Source organism: Cytobacillus kochii, from assembly GCF_044790165.1.
Classification (GTDB): domain Bacteria; phylum Bacillota; class Bacilli; order Bacillales; family Cytobacillaceae; genus Cytobacillus; species Cytobacillus kochii.
In genome coordinates, this window is record NZ_CP085254.1 from 427,043 (window position 1) to 444,540 (window position 17,498).

General features: G+C 38.9%; 17 protein-coding genes. 16 read left to right on the forward strand and 1 reads right to left on the reverse strand.

Translation table 11 applies throughout. From position 1 onward, the window contains the following. The first annotated feature begins 4 nt into the window (after positions 1-4). Genes LG276_RS02370 through LG276_RS02380 form a run of 3 tightly spaced genes read left to right on the forward strand, consistent with a single transcriptional unit; the run spans position 5 to position 2,420 of the window. On the forward strand, positions 5-760 hold the full coding sequence (locus LG276_RS02370; protein ID WP_251162961.1) for a GTP cyclohydrolase II: 756 nt from the start codon (positions 5-7) through the stop codon (positions 758-760). Then, entirely contained in the window at positions 753-1,841 is a 1,089-nt protein-coding gene (gene ribD, locus LG276_RS02375; protein ID WP_251162960.1) for a bifunctional diaminohydroxyphosphoribosylaminopyrimidine deaminase/5-amino-6-(5-phosphoribosylamino)uracil reductase RibD, read from the forward strand. Before LG276_RS02370 ends, ribD begins: the two co-directional genes overlap by 8 nt. 12 nt (positions 1,842-1,853) lie before the next feature. Next, complete coding sequence (locus tag LG276_RS02380; protein WP_251162959.1) at positions 1,854-2,420, forward strand: 5' nucleotidase, NT5C type; 567 nt, start codon at positions 1,854-1,856, stop codon at positions 2,418-2,420. Positions 2,421-2,826: 406 nt separating this feature from the next. Here LG276_RS02380 and LG276_RS02385 read toward each other — a convergent pair whose 3' ends face one another. After that, the gene (locus LG276_RS02385; RefSeq protein WP_224938175.1) at positions 2,827-3,270 is read right to left on the reverse strand and encodes a hypothetical protein; all 444 of its coding nucleotides are present in this window, start codon (positions 3,268-3,270) and stop codon (positions 2,827-2,829) included. A 100-nt stretch (positions 3,271-3,370) separates the two neighbouring features. Here LG276_RS02385 and LG276_RS02390 point away from each other — a divergent pair, with 100 nt between their 5' ends. The 13 genes from LG276_RS02390 (at position 3,371) to LG276_RS02450 (ending at position 16,945) form a co-directional block, all read left to right on the forward strand. Further along, positions 3,371-4,669, forward strand: coding sequence for a D-serine ammonia-lyase (locus LG276_RS02390; protein WP_224938174.1), 1,299 nt, complete (start codon positions 3,371-3,373; stop codon positions 4,667-4,669). Positions 4,670-4,673: 4 nt separating this feature from the next. Beyond that, positions 4,674-5,873 carry a DHHA1 domain-containing protein gene (locus tag LG276_RS02395; protein ID WP_251162958.1) on the forward strand — a complete coding sequence of 400 codons (1,200 nt, stop codon included), beginning with the start codon at positions 4,674-4,676 and terminating at the stop codon, positions 5,871-5,873. A 175-nt stretch (positions 5,874-6,048) separates the two neighbouring features. After that, a complete protein-coding gene (locus LG276_RS02400; RefSeq protein WP_224938172.1) occupies positions 6,049-6,366 on the forward strand; it encodes a DUF3870 domain-containing protein in 318 nt (105 codons plus the stop codon). Between the two features lie 157 nt (positions 6,367-6,523). Continuing rightward, positions 6,524-7,348, forward strand: a complete 825-nt coding sequence (locus LG276_RS02405) for a M55 family metallopeptidase (protein ID WP_224938171.1) — start codon at positions 6,524-6,526, stop codon at positions 7,346-7,348. 12 nt (positions 7,349-7,360) lie between these two features. After that, positions 7,361-8,293, forward strand: coding sequence for an ABC transporter permease (locus LG276_RS02410; RefSeq protein ID WP_095370874.1), 933 nt, complete (start codon positions 7,361-7,363; stop codon positions 8,291-8,293). Next, on the forward strand, positions 8,293-9,243 hold the full coding sequence (locus LG276_RS02415) for an ABC transporter permease (protein WP_224938170.1): 951 nt from the start codon (positions 8,293-8,295) through the stop codon (positions 9,241-9,243). The genes LG276_RS02410 and LG276_RS02415 overlap by 1 nt, the downstream gene beginning before the upstream one ends. A gap of 5 nt (positions 9,244-9,248) precedes the next feature. Further along, on the forward strand, positions 9,249-10,247 hold the full coding sequence (locus tag LG276_RS02420) for an ABC transporter ATP-binding protein (protein WP_224938169.1): 999 nt from the start codon (positions 9,249-9,251) through the stop codon (positions 10,245-10,247). Between the two features lie 71 nt (positions 10,248-10,318). After that, positions 10,319-11,947 (forward strand): peptide ABC transporter substrate-binding protein, encoded by a 1,629-nt coding sequence (locus LG276_RS02425; protein WP_251162957.1) that lies wholly within the window; start codon positions 10,319-10,321, stop codon positions 11,945-11,947. Positions 11,948-12,194: 247 nt separating this feature from the next. After that, positions 12,195-13,121: an LD-carboxypeptidase gene (locus LG276_RS02430; RefSeq protein ID WP_251162956.1), complete on the forward strand. Its 927-nt coding sequence runs from the start codon at positions 12,195-12,197 to the stop codon at positions 13,119-13,121. Positions 13,122-13,137: 16 nt separating this feature from the next. Beyond that, the gene (locus LG276_RS02435; RefSeq protein WP_251162955.1) at positions 13,138-14,241 is read left to right on the forward strand and encodes a dipeptide epimerase; all 1,104 of its coding nucleotides are present in this window, start codon (positions 13,138-13,140) and stop codon (positions 14,239-14,241) included. Next, positions 14,231-15,160 (forward strand): NlpC/P60 family protein, encoded by a 930-nt coding sequence (locus LG276_RS02440; protein ID WP_404293374.1) that lies wholly within the window; start codon positions 14,231-14,233, stop codon positions 15,158-15,160. The genes LG276_RS02435 and LG276_RS02440 overlap by 11 nt, the downstream gene beginning before the upstream one ends. Next, positions 15,150-16,166 (forward strand): ABC transporter ATP-binding protein, encoded by a 1,017-nt coding sequence (locus LG276_RS02445; RefSeq protein ID WP_251162953.1) that lies wholly within the window; start codon positions 15,150-15,152, stop codon positions 16,164-16,166. The genes LG276_RS02440 and LG276_RS02445 overlap by 11 nt, the downstream gene beginning before the upstream one ends. After that, entirely contained in the window at positions 16,163-16,945 is a 783-nt protein-coding gene (locus tag LG276_RS02450; protein WP_251162952.1) for a serine hydrolase, read from the forward strand. The genes LG276_RS02445 and LG276_RS02450 overlap by 4 nt, the downstream gene beginning before the upstream one ends. Positions 16,946-17,498 lie beyond the last annotated feature (553 nt).

The following is a 17,498-nucleotide window of genomic DNA, read 5'->3' on the forward strand; positions in this document are numbered from 1 at the left end:
ATAAATGAATCAAATAAACATAGAAACAAAAGCAATTGAAATATTAGAAAAAAAGATTCAGAGAATTGATCGAGGTGATCGTTCTGTTTATTTAGTAGGGCCGATTCGCTTACCTGTAAACCTAGATGGAGAAACTGTGCATTTTAAATGGTATTGCTGGTTAGATAGTGCTGAAGTGATGGATGATACGAGCAAGATTGTCGCTCATTTATCTTCTGCTAACCTTGCCGATTCACAGCAATCGAGTGTCCTTGTTTACGGTGACTTTGAGGATAGTGAAGATGCATTGGTGCGTTTCCACTCGATTTGTCATACCGGGGATATTTTTGGCAGCAAGCGTTGTGATTGCGGATACCAACTTAAGCAATCTATGAAAATGATGGTGGCAAATGGTTCGGGCGCATTGTTTTACTTAGCTAATCATGAGGGAAGAGGCATTGGGTTATTTAGTAAAGCGATGGCTTATGTACTGCAGGAAAATGGTTATGATACCGTTGAGGCAAATGAAGAGCTTGGCTTTGTGGATGACTCTCGAAAATATGATGAAGCAATCACTGTATTACAACAATTAAGGAAAAAGCCTATTACATTAATCACGAATAATCCCAAGAAATTAGATGCTTTAACAGATGCAGGAGCCTTATTAGTAGGTCGGACACCTCTATGGGGTGATATCTCTGATTTTAATGAAAAGTATTTGCAAACAAAGGTGTTAAAATCCGGGCATCTTCAAGCTGAAGGGGTGTCGAGAGATGAGTAATGATCAATTTTACATGGAGTTAGCACTGCAAAATGCCAAAGCGATGAAGGGACAAACAGATCCCAATCCGCTTGTAGGTGCCGTTATTGTAAATAATCAGCGGATTGTGGGTATCGGCGCCCATATGAAAGCAGGTGAACCACATGCAGAAATTCATGCGCTCAATATGGCAGGTGATCAAGCGAAAGGGGCGACGATTTATGTTACCTTGGAACCTTGTTCCCATCATGGACGAACGGGTCCCTGTGCGGAGGCCCTTGTTCAAGCGGGGATAAAAAAATGCGTAATCGCTTCATTAGACCCCAATCCTATTGTTAGCGGGAATGGAGTAAGGATATTAGAAAAAGCAGGTATCGAAGTAATTATTGGTGTTTGTGAACAAGCAGCAATAGAGATGAATGAGGTATTTAATCATTATATAACTGCTGATCGTCCTTTCATTACACTGAAATCAGGTATTTCATTGGATGGTAAAATTGCTACACATACAGCTAGCAGTAAGTGGATTACTTCAGAAGAAGCAAGATTAGATGTACACCAGTTAAGAAGTAACCATCAAGCGATTTTAGTTGGAATTGGAACAGTGCTTCATGATGACCCAGCTCTAACGTCTAGAATACAAAATGGTAGAAATCCCATTAGACTTGTGTTAGATTCAACTTTACGTATCCCTATGGAAAGTCAGCTTGTTAATGATGGATTAGCACCAACATGGATTTTTACTGGTTCCTACTATGATCAAGAGAAGAAAGCGCAGCTAGAAGAGAAGGGCATTCGTCTCTTTCATACAGCAACAGAAAAAGTAACTATCGCTGAAGTAATGACTATGTTAAAAGAAGAGCAAATTTCTTCTGTTCTGATTGAAGGCGGCGGCAATGTCAGTGCGTCCTTTTTAGAGGACGGTTATATTGATAAAGTAGTTATTTATTTAGCGCCTAAGTTAGTTGGTGGAAAAGAAGCACCAACCTTTTTAGAAGGTACAGGGGTTGCTCTTATGAGTGAAGCGGTAGAATTAGAGCATGTAACGGTGACTCCGATTGGCAAAGACTTTAAGTTTGTTGGATATCCTACTAACAAATAAAGGACTGAAATGATGAGGTTTGGTTTTGATATTGATGATACTTTAATCGATTTAAGAGGACATGCATTAAGTATATATAATCGGAAATTAAAGAAGGAGATTGAAGCATCTGCACTTCAACAATTAAACACACTTGAAATCCATTCTTTATATGATTTGACAGATGATGAAGGTTTCAAAATGTGGAATCAACATCAAGAGGAAATCTTTTTTACGAATTGCAAAGCTTTTCCTGGCGCACTTGAGCTTTTACAGAAGCTGGCGGCAATGGGGCATGAGATCTTTTATATTACAGCAAGAGATGCGGACTATTGCCAGCAAACGAAAGCTTGGATGAAGCAATTCGGTTTTCCAATTGAAGAAGGTCATTTTTTCTGTGGAATGAAGGATCACGAAAAAGTGAATATCATTCAAGATCTTCAGCTAGATTATTATGTCGACGATAAACCACAAATATTGCACACACTCAAAGAGACAAAGGTCACATGTTTGTTAAAGGACCAATCATACAATCAAGAGGCTTGTGATTGGGAAAGAATAAAAGACTGGCAAGTGTATTTAAGAAATATCGACCAATAAAAAAACTGACTCAGATTGTCGTATACGTACGACAATATAGAGTCAGTTTTTTTAGCATTTCGTGGAAATAGTAAAAGTGAAGGAATCTAATGAAACGAAATACAATTATTGCTTGATGTCTACACTTCCCAAAGGTTGATAGAAGTGCTCCGTATCGTTAAAATATCATGACTCGATTCCGATAGACGCTGGATTTTTTTAAATTGGTTAAGAAGTGAATTGTTTGCTGGAAAAAGAGGAGGGAGAGTTTTGAGTAATTGAAAAAGGTATTCACTGTTTGGAACAGCCGCCTGCTCCCCATGAGGGACTAGTTTTTAACGTAAAGTAAAACCAGTCACAAAAGGCTGTAACACAAGATGTGTACAACTCTTTGTGAATAAATTTACTTATATGGTGGTGAAACGCTTTACTTCACTTTATCTACTAAAGGTTGTTCAGATGATTGAGTCATGGCCATGAACCCATTAACAATTAATATGTAAATAGGATAGAGAATGACACAAATAAGAATGATGATACTGGTGACTGGATTAGGTGATTCGATGGTCATTGAAAACGGTAAGAATATTGCAGTAATAAGCATCATGATGGAAAAGAAAGGAATCCAAGTAATGCTAGTAAAATACCTTATTTTTTTATGGTGTAGCCATTTTGTAGTTAAATGAAAAATATAGGCAGTACCTAAGAGAAGGATGATCAGAATAAGTGTATTACTAATAATGATAACCATACTGACATTTATGCCTGTCCAGCGACTGATTCTATTAACATTGCTTGAAAGCTGTACGGGGAAATAAGCGATGAGTGCATAAAATAGGCTCAGCAGATTCATTTTTTTAAATGTAGTCATGGGGGTTCTTCCTTTCTCAATTTTACAATTACACTCGACAAAACCAATATAGTTCGGCCAAAATAAGGATAAAGCGTAATGATAAGAAGGTGTATAGAATATGAAAAATAATCAAATACAACAGTTATTAGCAAATGATTCACTTATTAAAAAGCTAGTTAAATATGAACCAGTACTATGGTTGAATCAACAATATGATTCTACGATTCGTGGTCCTTTATCTAGTGTACATGTTGAAGATGCTATAAGACGTTTAGAAAGATTTGCTCCATATATTGCTAAAGCTTTTCCTGAAACAAGCAAGCAGAAGGGAATCATTGAATCTCCTTTACTCACATTGTTCAATATGAAGGAAAAACATGTAAATGTCAAAGGAGACTTACTGCTAAAGGCAGATAATGAACTTCCTATATCGGGATCTATTAAAGCTAGAGGTGGGATATATGAAGTATTAAAGCATGCAGAACACCTTGCTTTATCTGAAGGGATTCTTAACCTTACTGATGATTATAGCAAATTATTTAATCAGCAGGCATTTTTTTCACAGTATAGTATGGCTGTTGGTTCTACAGGTAATCTTGGTTTAAGCATCGGTATAATGGGTGCAAAACTTGGATTTCGCGTATATGTACATATGTCGAGTGAGGCAAAGAAGTGGAAGAAGGAATTATTGAAGCAAAAAGGTGTACAGGTCATCGAGCATACTTCAGATTTTAGCGCGGCGGTAGCTGAAGGTAGAAGACAAGCAGAGAGCGATCCGACCATGTATTTTATAGACGATGAGCATTCTGAACACCTTTTTCTTGGATATGCAGTTGCTGCCTTTCGTCTAAAGAAACAGCTAGAAGAAAAGCAAATCAGCATCAATCATGAGCATCCATTATTTGTCTACTTACCTTGTGGGGTAGGAGGGGGACCAGGGGGCATTACCTTTGGATTAAAACAAGTTTTTGGTGAGCATGTACATTGTTTCTTTGCTGAACCGACACACGCACCGGCCATGTTATTAGGTTTGCGAACAGGCCTCCATGAAAAGATTTCGGTACAGGATATTGGAATAGAGCTAAAGACAGAGGCGGATGGACTCGCTGTTGGACGCCCCTCTCAATTAGTTGGTCATATGCTAGAAAAAGCGATAAGCGGTGTTTATACTGTTTCGGACCGTGAGTTGTATGAAATGATGCATTTTCTCAAGAGTGAGGAGGGTATTTTCTTGGAGCCTTCAGCTTTAGCTGGGTTCTTAGGTCCGAAAAAAATCCTTCAATCAATGTACTCTGAGCAGGTTGGTATCACTAATATGAGTAAGGCTACTCATCTCGTATGGGGAACAGGCGGCAGCATGGTCCCTGATGAAATACAGCTACAATATTTACATTTGGCAAAAAAGGCGGGGGAATAAAGAGATGAATTTCACAAAAAAGCTATTTTATAATGATGCTTATATACAAACATTTACAACAAATATCTCGAAGGTAGGTAAAGATACAGAAGGCAGCTACGTCGTATTAGAAGAAACTGCGTTTTACCCGACCGGTGGTGGACAACCTGCTGATAAGGGATGGCTAAATGGTGTAGAGGTAATGAATGTTGAAGAAAAGGAGGGTGAGATTAGGCATTATTTGGCGCAGTTGTTAGACGAAGGGGAGAAAGTCGATGGTAAAATTAACTGGGACCGTCGCTTTGATCATATGCAGCAGCATACGGGTCAGCATATTCTTTCAGCTGCCTTTGCTGAAACGTTTCACTATCATACGATTAGCTTTCATTTAGGGAAAGAAATTGTTTCAATAGATTTAGACATTGAAGACGTAACGGATGAAGAACTCGAAAGGGTGGAAAATGTAGCGAACCAAATCATCCTTGAAAATAGAGAAATAGAGACAGTATGGGTAGAGAAAGAGGATCTTTACAAGTATCCACTTCGCAAAGAAACAACGGTCTCTCATCATATTCGTTTAGTGATTATTCCATCATTTGACTATAATGGATGTGGTGGTACACACCCTTCTTCAACTGGTGAAGTAAGTGCGATTAAAATTCTCGGAACAGAGAGACATAAAAAGAAAACGCGAATTTACTTTGTTTGTGGTGCAAGGGTATTGCAGCAATTGCATCAAAAAAATAAAGTTTTAAATGAAGCAAGCAAGTTATTAAGTGCACCTGAGGAAGAAGTAGCGCAAACAATTAAGAAGCTTTTAGTGGATATGAAAAGCTTGCAAAAGCAATTAGAAGTAAATAGAGAACAACTTTTGCAATTTGAAGCACGTCAATTAATGACTACAGCAAAGACAAACGATAACTGCTTGGTTGTCGGTAAGGTTTTTCTTAATCGTTCAATCAGTGAATTGCAATGGATGGCCAAATGGATGACAGCAGAGAAAGATAATAATCTTATTGTGTTTATTAATGAAACGGAAACGAAGCTACAATGTATATGTGCGAGTGGAACACAAGTAGACTTTAGCATGAAGGAAATTTGTAGCAAGTTACTCCAAGAGATAAAAGGTAAGGGTGGAGGCAACCAAACTTTCGCTCAAGGTGGCGGAGAGCGCAGTGTAGAGGGAAAAGTCCTGCTAGACAAGGCACTTTCATATGTTATATAATCTAACATAAATAAGACAAAATTAAAAAAATATTAAGAAAAATATTGAAAATTGATTGTCAAAGCTAGGACGAATGGTTTACAATTCTAAGTAAGGGTCTTATGCATTACAATGAATGTTTATGTTTTTACATAAGCACCTCTTGTAATATCCATACTGGCTAGGAGGAAGAAAAATGTTTCCGCCAAATACCCTCTATATTATTGGAGAGAGTAAAACCTCTTCTAACAATGCGATTATGCAACAATACAATGGTTTTTTCATTGCCTTTGTGGTTGAGAAAGATTCTGGGAAGATTATCGACGCTGAATGCTCTTCAACCATAGGTTTAACATCAGCTTTCATCCAATCTATTTTCGTTGGGCAAAGTTTGTTGGAGTCTGATTTCTTATTAAATGAAATCGAAACGAGATATTTTGGATCATCGCAGAAAGCCATAATGGTAGCGTATCGCAATGCACTTATTAAATATAACCAATTAAAAATGAAATAGCTGCTTTTTCTGTTTATCGCAGATAAAATCCAGCGACTAAAGGTTTATTTCACTATGCCTTGGTCGTTGGATTTTTTTTGATTTCTAATGATGAAGATATGATATTTTTTTAAAAATATTTTCAATTTTCTGAGAATCATAAGGTGGAGGGGACAAAATGAAATTATATGTGTCAGTCGATATGGAAGGAATTACAGGTCTTGCTGATCATACTCAAGTAGATTCAGCTAAAAACAACTATGAACGTGGTCGGAGAATTATGACTGATGAAGCGAACTATGTAATCACAGAGGCCTTCAATCAAGGTTGTGAAGAGGTGCTTGTGAATGATAGTCATTCGAAAATGAATAATTTGATGATTGAATATCTCCATCCAGATACAAGTTTAATTACAGGGGATGTAAAGCCCTTTTCAATGGTAGAAGGTATAGATGAATCTTATGCTGGAGCAATTTTTGTCGGATATCATGCCCGCGCTTCCATGAAGGGCGTGATGTCGCATTCTATGTTTTTTAATGTGAGAAATATGTTTATTAACGATGTTGTTGTTGGTGAGTTGGGGTTCAATGCATATGTAGCTGGATACTATGGTGTCCCTGTCATCATGGTGGCTGGTGATGACCAAGCAGCGAAAGAAGCAGAAAGCCTAATACCTCATATAACGACAGCGGTAGTGAAAGAAACGATTACCCGTTCAGCAGTGAAGTCACTTACGCCAGCAAAAGCAGAGATTTTATTGAAAGAAAAGACAGTGCAAGCAATAGAGAATAAAGAAAGAGTTAGGCCGCTTGTGCCTCCAGATAAGCCGCTCCTTAAAATTGAGTTTGCCAATTATGGTCAAGCAGAGTGGGCGGCATTAATGCCTGGAACACGTTTGGAAGAAGGAACAACAACGGTGCAATTTCAAGCGAAAGACATCTTAGAAGCTTATCGTGCCATGCTTGTCATGACTGAATTAGCTTCGAGAACATCATATTGCTAAGGAGGTGTGTCTATGCTTAAGTACATTGGAAAACGACTCGGGGCGATGGTCATCACCTTATGGGTAATCATCACACTTACATTCTTTCTTATGCATGCTATACCAGGTTCGCCATTTAATAATGAACGTGCAACAAGTGAAGCGGTTCAAAGGAACTTAGAAGCATTCTATCATTTAGATGAACCACTATATGTCCAGTATTTTTCTTATATCCAATCTGTCGTTACCTTTGATTTTGGACCGTCGATTAAAAAGCCGGCGCAATCGGTTAATGATATGCTCGGTCGGGGCTTTCCTGTTTCTTTTGAATTAGGGATGGTCACCCTCATAGTGGCTGTTATATCGGGGATTACCCTCGGCGTGATCGCCGCTCTTAGACATAATGGCTTTATAGATTATTTAGCTATGACTGTAGCGGTGTTAGGTATTTCCATTCCGAATTTTGTCATGGCAACCATGCTAATTCAGCAACTTGCAGTTAACCTTCCGATTTTTCCTGTAGCAACATGGTCGAGTCCAATGCATATGGTGCTACCGACTTTAGCGCTTGCGACTGGGCCGATGGCAATTATTGCTAGGCTTACAAGATCCAGCATGCTAGAAGTGTTAACACAGGACTATATTCGCACAGCGAAAGCGAAAGGTTTGAAGCCTGTGACAATTGTTTTTAGACATGCATTGCGCAATGCGCTTTTACCGGTAGTAACCGTGCTAGGTACATTAGCTGCCAGTATTCTTACAGGTACATTTGTGATTGAGAAAATATTTGCTATCCCGGGCATGGGGAAGTATTTCGTTGAGAGTATTAATACGCGTGACTATCCAGTCATTATGGGGACTACGGTGTTTTACAGCTCGATATTAATCGTTATGTTATTCCTTGTCGACATTGCTTACGGCATATTAGACCCTAGAATTAAGCTTCATAAAAAGGAGGGGAACTGATGGAGACACAAAAGCACACGAACGATACATATACAGATATTCCAGATGATTGGTTTTCCCCGAAAGAAAAAGATGAAAGAAAAGCGGAAGCGGTTGTCAGACCGAGTCTTTCTTATTGGCAAGATGCATGGAAAAGGTTATTGAAGAATAAATTGGCTATGTCAGGGCTCGTTTTTCTTGTTCTTTTAACCATTATGTCTTTTGTGGGGCCGTTGATTTCCCCTCATAATGGATCAGAACAAATGCTGGCGAATCAAAACTTGGCGCCATCTTCAGAATTTTGGTTTGGCACAGATGAACTAGGTAGAGATGTCTTTACTCGAGTGTGGGAAGGGGCCCAGGTTTCCTTATTTGTGGGTCTTGCTGCAGCACTTATTGACTTTGCCATTGGTGTTGCTTATGGAGGCATCGCCGGTTATAAGGGTGGACGCACAGACAATGTAATGATGCGGATTGTAGAGGTATTATACGGTCTTCCTTATCTTTTAGTCGTGATTTTAATTAGTGTGGTCATGGGACCAGGGTTATTCACCATTATTTTTGCCCTGTCGATCACAGGCTGGGTAGGAATGGCCAGGATTGTCCGGGGGCAAGTTCTTCAGGTGAAAAACTATGAATTTGTAATGGCATCGAAAACCTTTGGTACGAAAACGGGGAGAATCATTCGTAAAAACTTACTTCCGAATACGATGGGACCGATAATCGTTCAGATGACTTTAACAGTACCATCAGCCATTTTTGCTGAAGCCTTTCTTAGCTTCTTAGGGTTAGGGATTCAACCCCCACTAGCTAGTTGGGGATCGATGGCTAATGATGCACTCACTTCTATATTAACTGGAGATTGGTGGAGACTATTCTTCCCAGCGTTATTTATTAGTTTAACGATGTTTTCATTTAATGTGTTAGGTGACGGTTTACAAGACGCATTGGATCCTAAGTTAAGGAGGTAACAATCATGGAGAAAATACTTGAAGTGGAAGATCTGCATGTAACGTTTAAGACGTATGGCGGAGAAGTAAAAGCAGTAAGAGGTGTTACCTTCGACTTAAATAAGGGAGAAACATTAGCCATTGTTGGCGAGTCAGGTTGTGGGAAAAGTGTAACCTCACAAAGTATTATGAGGCTCATCCCCTCACCACCAGGAAAGATTGCTTCTGGTGCGATTCGATTTAAAAATAAAGACCTCGTGAATATTTCTGAAAAAGAAATGAGAACTGTACGCGGGAAGGATATTTCAATGATTTTCCAAGACCCAATGACGGCATTAAACCCGACATTGACTGTAGGAAAGCAACTAATAGAAGGCATTATACAACATGATGGTTCAACAAAAGAAAAGGCAAGAAAACGGGCACTTGATATGTTAAATCTTGTCGGTATTCCTGATGCAGATATGCGTATGAAAAACTACCCTCATGAATTTAGTGGGGGGATGAGACAAAGGTTGATGATTGCCATCGCCCTGGTGTGTGAGCCGGAAATTCTTATTGCTGATGAACCAACAACAGCTTTAGATGTAACAATCCAAGCGCAAATACTTGATTTATTTAAAGAAATACAAAAGAAGACTGATGTATCTATTATTTTGATCACACATGATTTAGGTGTTGTCGCCCAAGTTGCTGACCGCATTGCCGTTATGTACGCTGGTAAAATCGTTGAGGAAGGCACGAGGAGAGAAATTTTTTATCAACCCCAGCATCCTTATACGAAAGGCTTGTTGCAATCTGTACCGAGACTCGATCTAATTGGTGGGGAACTGGTTCCTATTTTAGGTTCACCCCCAGATTTATTTTCACCACCAATTGGTTGTCCATTTACAGCAAGATGTGATTTTGCTATGGAAGTATGTGATAAGATCATTCCACGTGAAAAGAAACTTTCCAATACACATAAAGTGGATTGTTGGTTGCAAGATGAAAGGGCGCAAAAATTAAAAATAATGGTCAAGTAAGCAGTCTTAATATTTATCAGCTGAAATAGCTGAAAATATAAAATATTTATAAAGATGAAGGGGGAAATATGATGAAGAAGCTATTCTCACTTGTATTATTACTAGTTTTCGCTCTTGTTCTATCTGCTTGTACAGCGAATGAGGAGGCAGGGAAGGAAACAGATGGTGAAACTGGAGGAGGAGAAGAGGCGGCAGAAAAAGTATTGTATATGAATAATGCCCAAGAACCGACTTCTTTTGACCCGCCAATCGGTTTTGATAGTGTCTCTTGGTCGGCATTGAATAACTTGATGGAAGGCTTAACAAGATTAGGAGAAGATCACCAACCAGCTCCAGCAATTGCTGAGAAATGGGATGTTTCTGAGGATGGTAAAGTTTATACATTCCATTTAAGAGACGATGCGAAATGGTCTAATGGCGATGATGTAACAGCGGGCGATTTCGTTTATGCGTGGAAAAGGCTACTAAACCCAGATACTGGTTCGGCTGCCGCGTTTTTAGGTTATTTCATTGAAGGTGGAGAAGCTTTTAATAACGGAGATGGTTCTGCAGATGATGTTCAAGTAAAGGCTGTCGATGAAAAAACATTCGAAGTAACATTAACAAGTCCACAAGCTTACTTCTTGAGCGTTATCACGAATCCGGCGTTCTTCCCGATTAATGAAAAAGTGGCTGATGAAAACCCAGAATGGTTCGCAGAAGCTGATTCATATGTTTCAAATGGACCTTTCAAATTAACAGAATGGCAACATGATAGCCATTTTGTAATGGAGAAAAATGAGAACTATTGGGATGCAACTAATGTGAAGTTAGACAAAGTTCACTGGGCGATGGTGGATGATGAAACAACAGAATATCAAATGTATAAAACTGGTGAACTTGATACATCAGCTGTTCCAGCGGAGTTGAGCGAAGAATTATTTGCTGATGGTTCTGCACAAATGGTCGAACAGGCTGGAGATTATTTCTACCGTTTTAATGTAACGATGGAACCATTCCAAAATGTGAATATTCGTAAGGCGTTTGTTATGGCAATCAATCAACAAGAGATTGTTGATTACGTCACAAAAAATGGTGAAGAGCCAGCGTATGGATTTGTTTCCCCAGGGTTTAAAGATCCATCAGGTAAGGATTTCCGTGAAGCTGGTGGTAATCTGGTAGAAACTAATCTTGAGGAAGCGAAGGCGCTTTTAGCAAAAGGAATGGAAGAAGAAGGATATGATACCCTTCCTGAAGTCACGTTAACTTATAGCACAAGTGAGAATCACAAAAAAATGGCAGAAGCGATCCAACAAATGCTTAAAGAAAACTTAGATGTGAGTGTGAAATTGGCGAATATGGAATGGAATGTCTTTTCAGAAGAACAAACAGCCCTTAAGTTCCAATTCTCTAGAAGTTCTTTCTTAGCTGACTATGCTGATCCAATTAACTTCCTAGAAAATTTCCAAACAGGACATTCAATGAACCGTACAGGTTGGTCTAATGAAGAATATGACAAATTGATTAAAGATGCTAAGAACGAAGCAAATGAAGAAAAACGTTTTGAAATGATGTATGAAGCCGAGAAAATCCTTTTTGAAGAAATGCCGATTATGCCGATTCACTTCTACAATCAAGTGTATTTACAGAAGGAAAATATAACTGGTATTGTTCGCCATCCAGTTGGCTATATCGAATTGAAGTGGGCGGATAAAAAATAATTTTATTAAGATATAAGGTTTGAAAGGTGAGGTGAGCCCTTTCGGGGGTTCACTCTTCACTTATAGTAAGAAATGATAGGTGAAACAGCTCTTATACTTCGACAATATTTCCTGAGAAATAAATAGATTGATGTCTAGATTTGCCTAATCACGCTTAAAAGATTGCTTGTGATGATATGTAGTGTTGAAATAACCGAATACACATACGCATATATTGAAGTAATGACAATGAAAAGGATGTGGGGAAATGATCATTAAACCGGCTAGATTACGCATGGGGGATACAGTCGGGGTAATCGCACCTGCAAGCCCACCAAATCAAGAAAACTTAAAACGTTCATTTGCTTATTTGGAGAAAGAATTAGGATTGAAAATAAAGCTCGGCCAGTCTCTCTTTGAACAATACGGTTATTTAGCTGGGCCGAATGAGAATAGATTAGAAGATTTACATATGATGTTTGCTGATAAGGAAGTCAAAGCCATTATCTGTGCAGGAGGTGGCTATGGAACAGCTAGAATTGCTGATGATATTGATTATAAAATGATCGCTGAAAATCCAAAGGTTTTTTGGGGCTATAGTGATATTACTTTTCTACATACAGCTATTCGACAAAAGACGGGTTTAGTTACTTTTCATGGGCCGATGCTAGCTTCAGATATCGGCTCAGTGCAAGAGGATCAAACGTTATCGAAGGCTTTTATGAAGCAAATAATGGAACCAGAAGGTAGGGTATATCCTAAGACATTAGGGAATCTTGAGACAGTTGTTTCAGGAGTAGCAGAAGGTGACATTGTCGGAGGTAATCTGTGTTTGCTTACTAGCACAATAGGAACTGCATTTGAGATTGATACGAAGGATAAAATTATCTTAATTGAAGATATTCATGAGGAGCCGAGATCGATTGACCGCATGTTGAATCAACTATATATGGCTGGGAAGCTCCAACAAGCAGCCGGGTTCGTCATTGGGAATTTTAAGAATTGTACGCCTGAAAGAGAACAATCATTATCACTAGATGAAGTGTTAGATTACTATTTTAAACGTATCGGAAAGCCAACTGTGAAAGGCTTTATGATTGGTCATTGTACACCGCATTTTTCTTTACCGCTTGGTGTGCCTGCAAAACTTAATGCCGAGACACAAGATTTAACGATTGAACATGGAGTTTTATAAAGGTGGATGTCAAAATATGAAAATCAAAAGAATTGAGACACATCGCGTAGCTATACCACTCATAAAGCCATTTAAAACCGCGCTGCGCACAGTAAATACAGCGGATAGTGTCATTATCAAAATAATATGCGATAACGGAATTGTTGGTTGGGGAGAAGCGCCGCCGACAGCTGTTATTACAGGTGATACGATGGGAAGTATTGAAGCGGCGATTAACGAAGTGATGGCACCGAATCTAATGCATACGGATTTTTCCCAATATGAACAAATGCTTTCAATAGTTCAAACGGCAATAGTTGGGAATGCAAGTGCGAAGGCAGCCATCGATATGGCTATCTATGATTGTTTATCACAATTATGCAAGCTACCACTCTATCAATTTTTAGGTGGATATACGCATGAAATAGAAACCGATTATACAGTAAGTGTAAATGGCCCCGAAGAAATGGGGGAAGATGCGGTAAACTATGTGCAACAAGGGTTTGATGTATTAAAAATCAAGGTAGGGAAAGATAGTATTGCAACTGATATCGAGCGTATTAAAGAGGTACGCCGTAGAATTGGTAATAAAATTAAGTTAAGACTAGATGCTAATCAAGGATGGGGCAAGAAGGAAGCCATTTTTGCGATACGAAAACTGGAAGATTTAGATTTAGGCATTGAGTTAGTTGAGCAGCCAGTGAAAGCTTGGGACATCGCCGGCCTAAAACAAGTAACGGATCATGTTGATACATTAATCATGGCCGATGAAAGTATTTTTACACCAAGGCAGGCGTTGGAAGTCGTTAAAAACCGCAGTGCAGATTTAATTAATATTAAGCTGATGAAGGCTGGTGGGATTTATCAGGCGCAGATGATCAATCAATTGGCAGAAGCAAGCGGAATAGAATGTATGGTTGGTAGCATGATCGAAACGAAAGTAGGTATTACTGCTGCCGCTCATTTTGCTGCAAGTAAAAGAAATATTACGCGATTTGACTTTGATGCTCCTTTAATGATGGCGAAAGATATCGTTGATGGTGGTATTCAATATAGGAGCAAAAAGATCACATTTCCGAACGAATCGGGGTTAGGCATAATAGATGTAGATATTAAAGGAGGGGTTTCTCTTGGTAAATAAATGGATTACGAATGTCCCTGTTGCTACGTTATGGACGTCTGCCCAATCTCCTAGAGCAATAGATGAGCAAGGCATCAAGCAAAATCCTGACCTTAATGCTTGGATTGCATCACTAGATTACGAGAAAGCTTTAGAACTATGTGATGCCAATCTCGTACAATCACAACTTTTATATGGTGAAGAAGTCGTCGTGATAGAAGAGACAAATGAATGGTTTCATGTGGTTGTACCTACTCAGCCTTCTTCCAAAAATAGTGTTGGTTACCCTGGTTGGGTACCGAAATGTCAAATGACGGCTTGTGAAAGCTGGGATGTCATGCAAGGACCGATTGCTGTGGTCACTGCGAAAAAAGCCAATTTAACTAAAACAAATGAAATCCTCACTCTAAGTTACTTAACGGTCTTACCATTAATTTCAGAAAAAGGTGAGTTGGTTACTGTACAAACACCTGACGGAGAAGGTGCTTTACAGCGGAGTGATGTTGAGATTTTTTCATCTAGATCCGATTGGTCGGTGAAAGATGGTGAGAAAGTGGTTGAATCAGCTGAACAATTTCTTGATTTACCATATTTTTGGGGTGGGATGAGTAGCTACGGTTATGATTGCTCTGGATTAAGTTATACTGCGTGTAAAGCGAATGGTGTCATCATACCAAGAGATGCACATGATCAGTCTGTTGAAGGAGAAGAAGTTTCACTTGATTCCCTACAACGAGGGGATCTTTTATTCTTCGCTTATGAAGAAGGTAAAGGAGCGCTGCATCATGTCGGTATTTATTATGGGGATGGTAAATTACTGCATTCACCAAAGACGGGAAAGAATGTTGAGATAATCCCACTTGCTGGGACGGTTTACGAGAAAGAACTAATGGCAGCAAGGCGTTTCTGGAAAAAAGGGGAAGATTCACATGCAAGCTGAAACGATTTTATCAGTCCAACAATTAAAGAAGCATTTTCATTTAGGGAAAGACCGCGTTTTAAAAGCTGTTGATGGGGTTTCTTTTGACATTAAAAAAGGAGAAACTTTTGGGATTGTAGGCGAGTCAGGTTGCGGTAAATCGACTGCAGGCAGAACAATCATTGGCTTATATGATCGTACGGCTGGAGATGTTTTATATGATGGTAAAAATATTCATGAAATGAATGAAAAAGAAAAATTTCAATTCCATCGCAAAATGCAAATGATTTTCCAAGATCCATATGCTTCATTAAATCCTCGCTCAACTGTACAAGAGATTATTTCTGAACCGATGGAAGTCCAAGGACTTTATCAAAATAAAAAAGAACGTCTAGAACGGGTATATCAATTACTGGAGGATGTCGGGTTAAATCGGGATCATGCAAACCGCTACCCTCATGAATTTAGCGGGGGGCAAAGACAAAGGATTGGTATTGCTAGAGCACTCTCGTTGGATCCAGAATTTATTATTGCTGATGAACCTATCTCAGCCTTGGATGTATCTGTTCAAGCGCAAGTTGTGAATCTATTAAAAGATTTACAAAAGAAAAAAGGGTTAACCTACCTGTTTATCGCCCATGATTTGTCCATGGTTAAGCATATTAGTGACCGAATCGGCGTGATGTATTTAGGACATTTAGTAGAGTTAACTTCAAGTGAAAACCTTTATCAGAAACCCTTACATCCATATACACAAGCACTACTATCAGCAATCCCCATACCTGATCCTGATGTAGAGGATAGGCGGGAACGAATTATTTTAAAAGGGGAATTGCCAAGTCCAGTCAATCCACCAAGTGGCTGTGTGTTTCGGACGAGATGTCCTCATGCTATGGAAGTGTGCGCGACACAAGCTCCTGTTTGGCAAGAGGTTGATGATAAACATTTTGTTGCTTGCCACTTATATAATGAAGACCTGCAAGACGGTAAGAATGGTAAGCAAGCAGCTGCATCGAGGGAATCATGAGTAAATTGGAGGTAATAAAACAAGCTGTTAATGAGTTGTTGCAGCAACATTGTCTAGATGCAGCTGTACATATAGAAACAGACGAAGGCATTTTATCGGTCAATTCCCATCAAGTGTTTTCGTCAGCAAGCTTAATAAAGGTGCCCATTTTATTAACAGCATTAAGTGAAGTGGAAAAAGGTCGTTTACACTTAGCAGAAGAAGTAAAGGGGGGACTATCTGTTGGAGGGGCAGGGGTTTTATCAGCGCTATCTCCCAATCCTTCCTTTACATGGCAAGATATCCTTACATTAATGATGATTGTCTCTGATAATAGTGCAACAAATTGGATCATTGATCGATTGGAGATGGAGACAATCAATCGTTTGATTAAAAGCTTAAATTTAGAACAAACATGTTTAAACAGAAAAATGATGGACTTTCAAGCGATTGAAAGAGGCGTGAATAACCTAACAAGTGCTTACGATATGGTGCAATTGCTAAAAGTAATGAAAGACAAAGGGCGATGGATAAAAGATAGCTACATGCTCATGGAGTGTATAATGGCCAAACAACAATTCACATTATTAACGGCAGAATTAGAGGAAGAGAGCCATCCAAATATTAGTTACGGAAGTAAAAGTGGCTCGCTACAAGGTGTTCAACATGATTGTGCTTACTTCTATCATGAGAATAAGTATGTTCTTGCCGCTGTTTTAACAGCTAATTTACCTAATCAAATGATTGGTAAACAACTTATTAGTGAAATAGGTATGGCGATTAAAAGGTATATAATATAGTTGTTATAGCAAATCAGGCTCTGGGTAACCATTGTGTTCGGAGCCTTTTTTTTGTTTAAGTGGCGATATCAGTATTGCTGTACGATTGGAGGATGGTAGCAGGGAATTACTGCATTCTTCACAGATAGAAACGTGAAAAAATGTGAGTCAATCAAGGCTACGGTAAAGTCGCCATTGCTGAGAAAAGAGTCAATTCGGTTTTACAAAAGCGGTTGAATTAGCTCCGAAAAAAAGTGAGGAATCGAGTTAAACATGAAGAGAAAACCGAAAGTCTACCTCTAAAGTATCAGAATCTCCGCAGTCAAAGCGCACACTTACCCATGCATCATAAGACCGGTGACTTGCCCGCAATCAATCCATCTCTTGTAAAATATAACGGCTACTAAAGAGACCAACGTAACTTTATGAGCATATATTCCTTGGTGGCACAAAATATATCCTCCTTTTTAGATTCGAATTGTCTAACTTTTCTTTCTATCTATAGGATTTCACTGTTGTTTTAGGGTTTTTTATACTATATAATGATAAATGGACTTAGATTGATAATCATTTT